The following is a 12,498-nucleotide window of genomic DNA, read 5'->3' on the forward strand; positions in this document are numbered from 1 at the left end:
CAAATAAGGAAAAACCAACGGAGACACCGAGAAATGCTCCAAAATACAATTTAAATAACTGCATTAAGGCATCCATCACCCGCGCAGTGCCCGACACCATATTTCTTGAAGCGAGTTCGGAAAGCCCCATGGTTAACGCCAAACCAGGTACTAACACGATAACGGAGGAAAGCACGATAAGCGGAATGTTGATGCCAGGGTCGATATAACGACCAATGGCACTGGCTGCCATACCTGCCATAAAACTTGTCATTGGTTCCAGCATCATATTCACGCGTTTTGAACGCAATGCCCATAAGTACCAGACATAGGAAAGCAGCCCTAACAGCCCTGACCAGCCGATCTCCGGCCAGCTTGCACCCATCAGCATTGCAAATGCTCCTGTTGCTAAAGCAAAGGAGCAGCCGGTAATCCATTTGCCATAGGGCGAGGGCATTGCATCGATATCGGACAGAAGACGGTCTGCTTCTTCCAGGGATACTTCACCTGCAAGGAGTTCGCTGGCGAGGCCATCTACGTGCGAAAGGGAGTTGAGATCCAGTTCACCGGGTTGTAATCGTGCCGCATGGGTATATTCGTCCTCATGTCCATCAGACCAGATGACGAATGTTAACGAGGTCGGGGTAGCGATAAAGGATGCGCGAACACCAAGATAAGTGGCGACTTCTGTTAAATAGGCTTCAAGGCGGAAGGAAGGCGTTCCGTATTTATGAAGCATTTTTCCAAGCCGGACAATAAAGCGGCGTTTCTGGATGAATTCGGCAGTATGCAAATGAAAATTCCATGCGTTAAAGAAAAGCCTGCAATTTGCAGGCTATTACATGGAAATCATAACTGCGTATCAATCATTTTGATACGCCTTATAGAAAATCAGCTATAAAAACAAAGATAAGCCGTAGTCACTTCCACTTTCACATCAAAAGATTGATTCGCTGCTACGTTAAACTCTGTGCCTGTTTTATAAGACTGGAATTCGTCTGAACCGGGCAGTTTTACAATCAGCTCACCTTCAACCACTTTCATCAGTTCATCTTTAGAGGTGCTGAAAACGTATTCGCCTGGCAGCATAACACCTGAGGTGCACGGGCCGTTTGCAGATTCAAAGGCGATGGATTTTACGTTGTCGTCGAAATAACTGTTTACGCTTAATGACATGAGTGTTCCTGATTAAAATTAGGGTCACACAGTGTGCCGTAAGGAAAGGGTTTCTTCTACCGCCATTTTGTTTTTCAACTAACAGAAATGGCATGAGATAGACCGCTAAGCACTAATTGCTCAGCGGTGCTTGTCTGGTGTGTTGATTTATTTTGGCGTAGCGGTAAGTTCCGGCTCCCACCCATTCAAAATATTAAACCGCTTATAAATATCCATTTTTTCTACGCCTAGCTGTGGGCGCTGTTCGTTAATCGCGTAGCCCGGGCCGCTGCTGCCGTATTCCGCAAAGCGGGCATCGTTGATAGGATCGAATTCTTTTCTGCCGCCTTCTTTGGTTGAACCGCCCATGGAAGCCCAGCCGGTTGTGGTGATGTGGGCGTCCATCCAGGTGTTGATAAACACGGCTTTACCAATGGCGAAGGGGTTGGCATACCGACCATCGTCGAAGGTGGTGGTTGGATGCCAGGGTCTGCCCAGTGGCACGGAGTTGTCCGGTACGCCTTCTTCACGCAGCAGTTTGCAGTTTACGAAGGTCAGGCCGAAGGTATCTGAAATCAGCGTGCTGGGGGCGGTGATGTAGCCGGTGATGTCCATGTCTTTCCCTCTGGGACGGGAATAGATACTGACAGTATCAAAATAGGCATTGCCGTCACCGAAAATGAAATCCACATTGCCGCGAATTTCGCCGCCTTTAAAGTAGCTGCGACCCCCGCGCACGTACAGGGTGTCCTGATAGCCGAGCAGGGCAACATCCTCTATAAAGGTTTTGTCGGTGTATTCTGAAATTTTAAGGGCCACAGCCTGCATACCGGATACTCTGGCCGGGTCGCTGCTTTCTCTGGCATCTTCGGTTAAAAAGTCGAAGCCGTTCTCGATGGTGAGGTTAGCAATGTGTACGCCGGGACGGGTAATTTCCACAGTGGCACTGCGTGAGGTGCCCCAGTGTTCTTCACTGCCGCGGGTAACGGCTTTGCCGGCGTAGCGGTCGAAGACAATTTTGGTCTGATCCATACCGGCACCGATAAGGGTGATGCCGGGTTTATCTATCACCACGCGCTCGTAATATTCTCCCGGCGCGACGGCGATGGTCCAGCCACCCTCCTGCGGGGCGGCGTTCACGGCTTCCTGTATGGATGAATAATGTGTTTCGTCGATGGCGGTACTGGCCACAATGGCATCAGCAGTCACAGATTCAGGTAAAAAGCGTTCCGGCTTCTCGCTGCTGCATCCTGCTAACAGTACGACCAACAACAAACAACATATTCTAGACATCAGGGAGTTCCATGGTTTTTCCGTTCACACGGATATTTTGCTGAGAGATATTATCTATATTCTCAATTATGGATTTTTTATCAACCTTCGTGAATATCAGATTTTTCAGCGACACGCCGGTAATGGGCGTGTGATCGTACCCGCGCAGCACAAAAGCCCGTTCGGCATGTTGCACATACAAGTTCTCGATGGTGATATCTTCCAGCTTGGGTGTGAACTCACCCACATCGCCTTCTTCATAGAAGAAGTTAATCACTACGGCATCTTTCACCTGGCCCACACGGAACTGATGGTAGTTCAGGTTCTGCAGGTGTCCGCCGCGGATGGAGTTGGTTTTAATGCGCACGGCACGGTCGAGATCCGGACTGCTCATTTCACAGTTCTGAGCATAAAGGTTTCTTACGCCCCCGGAAATTTCACTGCCAATTACCACACCGCCATGGCCGGCTTTCATGGTGCAGTCGTTAATGAGGATGTTTTCACAGGGCTGTGCCACACGGCGACCATCGGCATTACGGCCTGATTTAATGGCAATACAGTCATCCCCTGTATCGAACGTACAGCTTTCGATAAGTACATCGGTACAGCTTTCCGGATCGCAGCCGTCAGAATTGGGGCCATAGCTGTGACAGTAAATATCCCGCACGGTCACATTAGTACACAGTACCGGGTTAACCAGCCAGAAGGGGGAGTTACGGATAGTCACGCCAGAGATCAGCACGTTCTTACAGCGGTAAGGCTGAATGAAAGGCGGGCGCAGATAGTTCTCTTCAAACACACGCTCTGCCACAGGTACGCCGTCTTCGGCCATCTGACGCAGCACATCGCGGGTGTATTTCTGGTTTGCCACGGGATGATCGCCCCATTTGGCTTCTTTCCATTTACCTTTCCACGGCCACCAGTTTTCCGGGCTGCCGCCGCCTTCCAGTGTCCCTTCGCCGGTAATCGCTACGTTGGTTTCTTCAAAGGCATAGATCAGCGGGGAATAGCCCATCAGTTCAGTGCCTTCCCAGCGGGTGAACACATAAGGCTTGTAAAGCTCAGGCTCGGGAATGAAATGCAGTACCGCGCCTTTGGCCAGATAAAAATTGATGTTGGATTTTAAATGCACGGGACCTGTATAAAACTCACCGGCGGGCACTTCAACGGTACCGCCGCCCTGTGCAGCCACATCGCTGATGGCATCACGGATAGCCTGTGTGGCATCTGCCTGACTGCTGCTTTCACCGGCGGGCTTTGCGCCGTATTCAGTAATGCTGACATGCAGCGGCGGAAATTCAGGTGCACGGATACGCTGACGGATGCGGCGGGCATCGTCGTTCCAGTCGAAATCGCCGGTGGCTACAGGTTGTGTGAAGGTTTGCGTAACACTGCTGCAGCCTGATAACCCCAGAAAACCTGCGGTGGCGGCGCTGCTGCCGGCTAATTTTAGTAAGTTGCGTCGGGATGCTTGAAAACCCATTATTGATTAACTCCGGATGCTATCTGGCTTAAGAAGGTGTGGATCCGCTCTGCGGTTTCTGTGAGATACGGTTCAAACAGCCAGAATGTGTGGATATTGTTGTCGTACTGATAATACTTGCTGACAATGCCGTGGCTGCTGAGTTTGCTGAGGACTTCGTCTTTGCCGGCGGTAAAGCGCATCTGGCCGCTGCTGATGATAAGCATGGGCGGCGAGTGTGCATCGATATGTTTGGCGGTGGATGCCTCTGCCCAGCGTTCAGGCAGCGTTTCATACGCGCCGCCGAACCACATGCCGGCAGCGGATTTGTCCTTGCGTTTGTTTTCACTGGCAAGGGCTAAGGGGTGGGTGAAATCCAGCACGCCGTCAAGGTCGACGACAGCGTTTACGCGCACGGCGTCTGCTGAATGTTCACCCTTAAACAGGGTGGTGTTGGCGGTATTACCAATGAGTCCGGCCATATGACCGCCGGAAGAGCCGCCGCCCAGGGCAATTCTGGTCGGGTTGAATCCCCAGGCAGCAGCATGCTCTTTTGCAAACGCCAGTGCGTCGTTGATGTCTTCAAGCCCGGCAGGGTATTGCGCTTCCATGGATAACCGGTACTCAGGGGTGATCACTACGTAGCCTTGCTGAGCCAGTAAATTCGCCAGCGGGTAGAAGTGGCTTTTATTGCCTGAACGCCAGCCGCCACCGTGAATGAACATAATCGCCTGATCATTGGCTTTGTCTGCGGAAGGCAAAAATACATCCAGATGCAGTTCACGGTCATCTGCCACTTTATAACGGCGGTCGAATAACACCTGCTGACCTTCAGTGAAGGAGAGTACCGGCTCTTTCAGTTCAGGATGTTCATCCCGATAGGCATAGAAGCGCTGGGAAATGCTGTAGCTGTCGTCCACGGGATAATCTTTGGCGCTCACAGGCATGCTGCCGGCGGCACAAATCGCGCACAGGGCTGCGGCTGTGAGGCGGCGAAGCTGTGCGCTGACATCAGATTGTGGCATGAAAGCCTGTAACATGATTAAGGTCTCCGTCGCGGCAGAAATCTGAAGTAGTTCACCTTCAGCGATGCCGGGGCGTGTTGTTTTGAATCAGACGGTTTTGCATCAGACAGTTTTGCACCGGGCATTGCGGCGTCTGCATCCGCAGACACACTGAACAGGCCGGTTTTCGCGCCGACCCAGCGGCCGCGTCTGGCTTTAAACTGTTCGCCCACCACCGTAAAGCGGGTTGCATTAGCGCTCTGCGCGCCGCTTCCGGCTGTATCCGCGGTAACGCGGTAGCTGAATATGGCGGTGGCATCCCCGGCCATCACGTAGCGCAGTTCGATGGTTCTGGTGGTGGCATTGTCATCTGCTGTTCCATTTTCACTGAACAGTGCATTTACCGGGCCATAGTCGTGTACCGACTCATCGCAACCGGTGCGGGCGTTTTTACACTGCACGTAGACCAGGTGGGTTTCACCGTCTACAGGTTTTACTCCGATCCAGGCATAATCTTCACCAAACAGCAGCAATCCGCCTTCTGCCTGTGCGCCATCTTCCTGCAGAATGATTTCAGCGCGCACATCGTAGGTCAGCGCCGGCAGCTTTTGCAGTAATAATGAAGGTGTAGACCAGAGATTATCGCCGGTGGTGGTTATTTTGGGCTGTGCCGGTAAGGTCAACACGCCGGACTGCTTGTCGATGCTGTACCAGTCAGGCTGCCAGTTGGCATTCCACTGCCACTGAATGCCCAATTCGTCATTGAATTCATCCGTCGCGGGCTGAGGTTTCACTTCGCCAGGGATGTCTGTCAGTGGTTTTTTCCAGCGGTACACCGGTTCGCCGGTACCGTCACCGTCTTTATCTTCACCGATAACAGGCCAGTCGTTTTCCCAGTGCATGGGCTGTAAATGCACAATGCGGCCGTATGCCTTGCGGGACTGAAAGTGAATAAACCAGTCTTCGTTTTTATTGGTGTGGATCCATGAACCCTGATGGGGACCGTTAATGAGCGTGTCGCCCTGGTCCATCACGGTTCGGGGTGTATAAGGGCCGGCGATGTTGTCAGAACGGAACACCGACTGCCAGCCGGTCTCCACGCCGCCGGCCGGGGCGAAAATGTAATAGTAGCCGTTACGTTTATAAAACTTGGGGCCTTCCAGTGTGCGGTAGCCGTCAATAGCATTGCCATCGACCACATGGGTATACGTGTCACTGACCTGAGAGGCATCACCGGACATTTCCCGTAAGCTGAGCACATTATTAAAGCCGGCGCGGCTTTTTGCCCAGCCGTGCAGTAACCAGGCTTTGCCGTCGTCATCCCACAGCGGGGTAGGGTCGATAAGGCCTTTGCCGGCGAGAATTAATTCCGGTTCGCTCCATTTACCGGCGGGATCGGCGGCGGTGGTCACATAAATGCCAAAATCGGGGTCAGGGTAAAAAATCCAGAATTTACCGTCGTGATAACGGATATTCGGTGCCCATACGCCGTTACCGTGCTGCGGCGTGGCAAACACATCCAGTGGTACCTGCTGTGGCAGGGCGTAGTTGATGAGTTCCCAGTTAACCAGATCAGTAGAGTGCAGCACCGGCAGGCCGGGGGCGGCGTTAAAGCTCGATGCTGTCATGTAGTAGTGGCCGTTAACAGCCACTACGTCAGGGTCGGAATAATCGATATGCAGGATGGGGTTACGGTATTCACCGTTCTGCAAATCTGAAATCCACAGCCGCGGATCGTTTGCGTTATCTTCTGCATTACTTGCGGCTACTGCAGGCGATTTTGCTGCGGAAGACTGTGCATCTGCACAGCCTCCCAGTGCGGCAGTCGCTGCCATAACGGCCAGTGCAGGTGCGCAGGGCAGAGATTTCAGAGTATGCAGAATGCCCATGATTATTTTTCCAGTTCCAGTGCTGCCAGAATGAACGGGCCCACGCCTTTGGCGTCGTTAGCACGCACCGGTTCGCTGAGATAGTAATCGAAAGAACCGTCGCGGTAAGGGTTACCGCCAAGACCGGCTACGGCACAGATGTTGTTCAGGCTGATTACATTGTTCGCCGGGTCGACAGAAATCATCTGATCTTCCATACCGGCAAAGCCTTTTTTAGCATACGCCATGTAGCTTTCAGGCAATACGTTCATGTTCACAGCTTTGGCAATGGCATAAGTCAGCATGGCAGTACCTGAACCTTCCAGGTAGTTACCTTTCTTATCGCCAAGATCCGTTACCTGATACCACGCGCCGGTTTCATCCTGATATTTCACGGCCTGGTCTACAAAGTTCTGCAGACGGGATACCAACCACTCACGTTTTTCATCCTGCGACGGCACAACTTCCAGTACATCCACAATGGCCATGGCATACCAGCCTAATGCACGTGACCAGTGATTAGCAGAAAGGCCGGTGCCTTTGTCTGACCATTTCTGATCCCGGGATTCATCCCAGCCGTGACGTGGCAGACCGGTTTTGTCGCTGTACAGGTGTTTTTCAATCAGCTCAAACTGCTTGTATACATCGTTAAGTTCTTCAGGGTTACCGTAACGCATGATGTATTCGGCATAGAAAGGTGCGCCCATGTACAGGCCGTCCAGCCACATTTGTGACGGATAACGCTTCTTATGCCAGAAACCGCCTTCGCTGGTGCGGGGATGGTCGTTTAACTGGTCGCGCAGGGTGTCGGCAGCCAGTTTGTATTTTTCATCACCGGTTTGGTCGTACAGGAAGAACAGTACTTTGCCCGGGTTGATCATGTCGATATTAAACTTGCTGCGGACGTAGGTATTGATGGTGCCGTCTTCATTCACAAACCGGTCGTAGTAGTTTTTGATGTAGGTGAAATACTTCTGATCACCGGTTTTTTCATACAGTTTGGAGAACGCCAGCAGGTTCAGACCATGCACATAGTCCCATTGGGGCTCTTCATCCCAGTCGATCATCCACGCTTCAGGAAAGCGAACCATTTCCGATTCGGCCATACGTACAGACCAGGGTTGGGTGTTGTCTAAGTAACTTGATGAATCCGCTGCCATAACACTGGCCGGGGCGGTGCAGGCCGCCGCGATAAGCAGTACGGAACTAAAGAACTTACGCATGGAGATCTCCAAAATTAACAATTTAAATACCTAACGTGCTACCGGTAGCATAATGAGGGGTGAGATGTATGTTGTCAAGTTGTTATAGGTAGTGCGTAAGGGTTAACATTCATCCCCTGTGATCTATATAAGCAGGGCGCCACGTGGCTTTCATCTCCATACGAATCAATTGGTCTAGCCAATTACCCGGCAGCATAACAGGCGGTTTCTTAGTCTTTAGTATTAGTTAAACTGTTGTTTACAAAAAATACACAAAAAGTGTTGCCACCGGTAGCAATTGGATCTAGGATGTAAAACAAATGTAAGGCAGGCCTCTGTATCTACCACAGCCTTACATGGAAAAATAATAGCCACGACAGGTAAAACCCTGTGAACGTGGCAGAGAGGATCCGGGCTGCACGGAACATGACATGTAAGTGTAGCGAAATAAAAACGTAGAAAGACCCGTGAGGAATACTCATGAAATTTGCCAAAGGTTTTAAGAAAGCGCCACTCAGCTTAGCCGTTACCACCGCAATTGTAACTTCCGTGTCTGCCTGGGGACAAACAGCTCCCGCCACACCGGCAGATGATGACATTGAAGTTATTTCGGTTCGTGCCACCAGTTACGCAGACAGCCTGGCGAAAGCCCTGTCACTGAAGCAGTCATCAGCCGGTGCCGTAGACACCATTCTCGCAGAAGACATTGCTGACTTCCCTGATCAGAACCTGGCGGAAGCGCTGCAGCGTTTGCCGGGCGTAGCGATTACCCGTGAAGCCGGTGAAGGCCGGGAAATCACCGTACGCGGCCTGAACTCGACGTTCACCCGTGTGCAGTTAAACGGTATGCAGGCCCAGTCGCTGGCTGCCGGTACCGGCGGTGTACGAACCAGCCGTGGTTTCGACTTTAACGTATTCGCCTCTGAACTGTTTAACCAGTTAAGTGTGCATAAAACTACCTCGGCAAAATTAGATGAGGGTTCCTTAGGTGCAACGGTATCTCTGCGTACCGGTCGTCCTTTCGATTTTAATGAAGATGTTGTGGCGGTAAACGCACAGGGTTCATATAACGACCAGTCTTCCGAGCTGACTCCCCGCTTATCCGGTCTGGCGTCCTGGACTAATGAAGATGACTCCTTCGGTGTGCTGTTCTCGGCTTCATTGTCGCAACGTATCGTCAATAACGCCGGTTCAGACACGGGCCGCTGGGAAGACGACACCTTCGGTGCGTGTTCAGCCTGTGATTCAGAAGCCGATGTGGCTGCCGTCAGCAGTGCATGGCACCCGCGCTTCCCGCGCTTTGCGGATAAAACGCACGATCAGGACCGCGTTGGTTTAACAGCGGCTGTACAGTTTGTACCTTCTGACGACACACTGATTTCAATCGATGCCCTGTATGCAAACATTGATTCACGCCGTGACGAGCCGTTCATGGAAGCGATTTCTCTTGCGCGTACTGGTGCCACCGGTGTCCAGCAATCAGACGTGACCGCGTATCAGATTGACGGCAACAACACTATGTACGCCGCGACCATTGCTGATGTTGATGTACGTTCAGAATTCTTTGTGGCTGAGTGGGAATCTGAATTTACCCAGTTCAGTGTGAACATCGACCATCACTTTACTGATGAACTGAGCATGAGCTTCCTGGCCGGTACGTCTCAGTCTACATTGGACAACCGCGAATCTACGGTTATTTACGAGCACTTCAGCGATAACGATGAGCGTAAGATGCTGGAATACGCAGAAGCGAGCTCAGCAGTAAGCTATGACTTCTCAGATATGCTGTCCCCGTCTATCGGCTACAGCTTCGATACGGCGAATCCGGCGAACTGGGAAGTCTCTGAATTCCGTGACCGTATTTACGATGCCGAAGCGTCTACAGACACAGCCCGTCTGGATTTGAACTACCTGCTGAATGATGAAGTCACGCTGAGCGGCGGTATCACCTGGCGTGAATACGGCTATGAAATTGCCGGTGTGCGTGCAGATGCGTCTTTTGCTTCCCGTGATGAAGCAGACGGTACAGTCGATGGCAACGCCTGCGGGATCAGTAACGTAGTCACAGATGCCGACGGTGAAGTGGTTTCTTTCGGTGGCCAGAGCTTCTTTATGGCTGACGGCGACAAGATCAACAACTTTGTAGACAGCGGTTGCTGGCCTTACAACGTGCGTCCGGGTGATACCCGTGCCGTAACAGAAGACAGCACAGGTATTTACGCTCAGGCCGATTTCAATACGGAAGTGGGTGACAAAGTACTGCGCGGTAACGCCGGTGTGCGTCACGTGAAAACGAACCTGGAATCTACCGGTATCATTAACGGTACTGAGGAAGTGACGGTTGAGCATGATTACACAGACACATTACCGTCTGTGAACCTGGCGCTGGAAATGACCGATGAGTTAATTCTGCGTGCAAGCTGGGCGAAAGTGATGTCCCGTCCGAATCTGGGTACGTTAAGCCCGGGCGGCAGCGTGTCGATTTTCGGTGACTACCGCGTATCTTACGGTAACCCGTACATCGAGCCGTTCCGTGCTGATGCCACTGATTTCGCTGTTGAATGGTACTTCGACGAAGGCGCATTGTTATCACTGGCGTATTTCGTCAAAGATATCGAGTCCTTCCCAACTTCAGAGACAGAGTTCCTGAGCTGGGCGGAAACCGGCTTACCTGAGTCATTACTGGGGGCAGAGCGCGACAACCTGATTGATGAAACCTTTGAGGTTCGCCGTACTGTTAACGGTACCGGTGGCGACCTGAGCGGTTTTGAAATTCAGTATCAGCAGCCGCTGACCTTCCTGCCTGGTCCTGAGTGGATGCAGAAATTTGGTGTGCTGGCTAACCTGACACTGGTTGATTCTGAAGTGACTTATGGCGCAGACCGCACCGGTCCGCTAACCGGTCAGTCTGATGAATCAGCTAACTTCACGCTGTACTGGGAAGATGATGTATTCAGTGCACGGCTGTCGGCTGCTTACCGTGGTGAGTTCTACACTAACCTCAGCAGCACAGACGAGCGTAAATGGCGCATCATGGATTCGACTACATACGTTGATTTCTCTACCAGCTATAAGATCTCTGAGAACTTAAAAGTTTCCCTTGAAGGTATTAATCTGACCGATGAAACCATTGATGAGTACATCGATGCGGATGCCATGCGCATCATCAACAGTCAGTCTACCGGGCGACAATTCTTTCTGGGCGTGAGCTACAGAATGTAACACAGTGGTAGTGTGTCCCTTGGGCCATCAGTAATGATGGCCTTTTTTCGTTTAACATAAGGATTTTTCATGAAAAAGTTGATTCTTTCTCTCTTCTTCGCAGCAACGGCGTTCAGCGCTGCGGCGCAGGATCCCACCCGTACGACGTTGCATCTCATCGGCGATTCCACCATGTCCATCAAACCCAATCTGGCTTACCCGGAGCGCGGCTGGGGCATGTTATTACCGGCGTTTATTTCACCTGAGCTGGAAATTCTGAATCATGCAGCCAATGGCCGCAGCACCAAACGTTTTATTGATGAAGGGCGCTGGGGAAAGGCGTTATCTGAAATGAAAGAAGGGGATTACGTGCTGATCCAGTTCGGCCACAACGATCAAAAGAAAAGTGACCCTGCCCGTTATGCCTCGGCAGAGAAAGACTATCCGGCGTATCTGCACCGTTACATCAAAGATATCCGCGATAAAAAGGCCACACCGCTGATTGCCAGTTCTATTTGCCGCCGTCACTTTGATGAGCAGGGCAATCTGAAGCACACGCTGGACGACTATGTGAATGCGGCCCGCAAAGTGGCACAAGAAGAAGACGTCGCGTTCTTCGATATGAATAAACACACCTGTGATTTCTTCGAACAGGAAGGGGATGCCGCCACGGTGAGATATTTCCTGCGCATTCCGCCAGGCCTGTACACCCGTTACCCCGACGGCAACGAAGACAACACTCACCTGAATACGCTTGGTGCCGCGCTGGTAGCTCAGTTCTTTATTAAGGATTTAAAAGCGCAACAACATCCGCTGGCAAAATACGTGTACCGGGAAACGCTGTAAACGTGCGCTGATCACGAATATCAGCAAGGAACGTGGCGTTCCTCTGCCATCACTTCACGGTGGTTGAGGACGCCGGCGTTAACACTTTCTGAACTTACCCCAAACCCAGGCGCACGAATGGCAGGGCGAACGGATACCGTGCTGCCGGTTTCGTTAATATCGAATTCCAGCATGCTTTCAAATCTGAAATCCTCAGGCAGGCGCACAAACTGACTGCTGCCGATCTTGTACAATAAATCTTTATCCATGGTCTGTTACTTTGACAACGTTATATTAGAAAAGTAGTAGAGCCCGGAGGGAAGTCAAGCGGGTAGCAGTTATTGCTGGTTAACTTTTTGTACCCCGGGGACAGTGGTAAAGGCGCAAGATTTACTACATACTTTTTTGTGGTGGTTAACCGGAGAATTACTTTGATAACTTCTGCATCTGTACGGAAGTGTGCTGTACAGATTTGGGTGTGTATGATAGGCTTTGTTCTCTGTACAGAGAGGTAAACGATCATGGCGACG

At 51.5% G+C, this 12,498-nt stretch carries 10 protein-coding genes; 2 read left to right on the forward strand and 8 right to left on the reverse strand.

Going from position 1 to position 12,498, the window contains the following annotated elements; genetic code table 11:
• The 7 genes from AC4PME_RS19745 to AC4PME_RS19775 all read right to left on the reverse strand — a co-directional run.
• The coding region (locus AC4PME_RS19745; protein ID WP_491529731.1) for a threonine/serine exporter family protein at nucleotides 1–772 on the reverse strand (772 nt) is incomplete at its 3' end.
• 98 nt (nucleotides 773–870) lie between these two features.
• A complete protein-coding gene (ppnP, locus tag AC4PME_RS19750) occupies nucleotides 871–1,155 on the reverse strand; it encodes a pyrimidine/purine nucleoside phosphorylase (RefSeq protein ID WP_303573489.1) in 285 nt (94 codons plus the stop codon).
• 147 nt (nucleotides 1,156–1,302) lie between these two features.
• Nucleotides 1,303–2,427: a pectinesterase family protein gene (locus AC4PME_RS19755; RefSeq protein ID WP_491044737.1), complete on the reverse strand. Its 1,125-nt coding sequence runs from the start codon at nucleotides 2,425–2,427 to the stop codon at nucleotides 1,303–1,305.
• A complete protein-coding gene (locus tag AC4PME_RS19760) occupies nucleotides 2,420–3,889 on the reverse strand; it encodes a glycoside hydrolase family 28 protein (protein ID WP_491044738.1) in 1,470 nt (489 codons plus the stop codon). Before AC4PME_RS19760 ends, AC4PME_RS19755 begins: the two co-directional genes overlap by 8 nt.
• Complete coding sequence (locus AC4PME_RS19765; protein WP_491044739.1) at nucleotides 3,889–4,908, reverse strand: alpha/beta hydrolase fold domain-containing protein; 1,020 nt, start codon at nucleotides 4,906–4,908, stop codon at nucleotides 3,889–3,891. Before AC4PME_RS19765 ends, AC4PME_RS19760 begins: the two co-directional genes overlap by 1 nt.
• A 2-nt stretch (nucleotides 4,909–4,910) precedes the next feature.
• Complete coding sequence (locus AC4PME_RS19770) at nucleotides 4,911–6,761, reverse strand: glycoside hydrolase family 43 protein (protein ID WP_491044740.1); 1,851 nt, start codon at nucleotides 6,759–6,761, stop codon at nucleotides 4,911–4,913.
• A 2-nt stretch (nucleotides 6,762–6,763) separates the two neighbouring features.
• Nucleotides 6,764–7,963: a glycoside hydrolase family 88/105 protein gene (locus AC4PME_RS19775; RefSeq protein WP_491044741.1), complete on the reverse strand. Its 1,200-nt coding sequence runs from the start codon at nucleotides 7,961–7,963 to the stop codon at nucleotides 6,764–6,766.
• Between the two features lie 459 nt (nucleotides 7,964–8,422).
• Between AC4PME_RS19775 and AC4PME_RS19780 the strand changes: the two genes are divergently transcribed.
• Entirely contained in the window at nucleotides 8,423–11,164 is a 2,742-nt protein-coding gene (locus AC4PME_RS19780; RefSeq protein ID WP_491044742.1) for a TonB-dependent receptor, read from the forward strand.
• A gap of 69 nt (nucleotides 11,165–11,233) precedes the next feature.
• Complete coding sequence (locus AC4PME_RS19785; RefSeq protein WP_119499729.1) at nucleotides 11,234–11,989, forward strand: rhamnogalacturonan acetylesterase; 756 nt, start codon at nucleotides 11,234–11,236, stop codon at nucleotides 11,987–11,989.
• Nucleotides 11,990–12,009: 20 nt separating this feature from the next.
• Here AC4PME_RS19785 and AC4PME_RS19790 read toward each other — a convergent pair whose 3' ends face one another.
• The gene (locus tag AC4PME_RS19790; protein WP_491044743.1) at nucleotides 12,010–12,237 is read right to left on the reverse strand and encodes an AbrB/MazE/SpoVT family DNA-binding domain-containing protein; all 228 of its coding nucleotides are present in this window, start codon (nucleotides 12,235–12,237) and stop codon (nucleotides 12,010–12,012) included.
• Nucleotides 12,238–12,498: the final 261 nt, after the last annotated feature.

Source organism: Alteromonas sp. (assembly GCF_984505615.1).

What these genes read in the sequence shown, in the direction of transcription:
- AC4PME_RS19790 (WP_491044743.1), bottom strand. Translation starts at nt 12,237, where the DNA reads ATGGATAAAGATTTATTGTACAAGATCGGCAGCAGTCAGTTTGTGCGC.
- AC4PME_RS19760 (WP_491044738.1), bottom strand. Translation starts at nt 3,889, where the DNA reads ATGGGTTTTCAAGCATCCCGACGCAACTTACTAAAATTAGCCGGCAGC.
- AC4PME_RS19780 (WP_491044742.1), top strand. Translation starts at nt 8,423, where the DNA reads ATGAAATTTGCCAAAGGTTTTAAGAAAGCGCCACTCAGCTTAGCCGTT.
- AC4PME_RS19785 (WP_119499729.1), top strand. Translation starts at nt 11,234, where the DNA reads ATGAAAAAGTTGATTCTTTCTCTCTTCTTCGCAGCAACGGCGTTCAGC.
- AC4PME_RS19775 (WP_491044741.1), bottom strand. Translation starts at nt 7,963, where the DNA reads ATGCGTAAGTTCTTTAGTTCCGTACTGCTTATCGCGGCGGCCTGCACC.
- AC4PME_RS19770 (WP_491044740.1), bottom strand. Translation starts at nt 6,761, where the DNA reads ATGGGCATTCTGCATACTCTGAAATCTCTGCCCTGCGCACCTGCACTG.
- AC4PME_RS19765 (WP_491044739.1), bottom strand. Translation starts at nt 4,908, where the DNA reads ATGTTACAGGCTTTCATGCCACAATCTGATGTCAGCGCACAGCTTCGC.
- AC4PME_RS19755 (WP_491044737.1), bottom strand. Translation starts at nt 2,427, where the DNA reads ATGTCTAGAATATGTTGTTTGTTGTTGGTCGTACTGTTAGCAGGATGC.
- ppnP (WP_303573489.1), bottom strand. Translation starts at nt 1,155, where the DNA reads ATGTCATTAAGCGTAAACAGTTATTTCGACGACAACGTAAAATCCATC.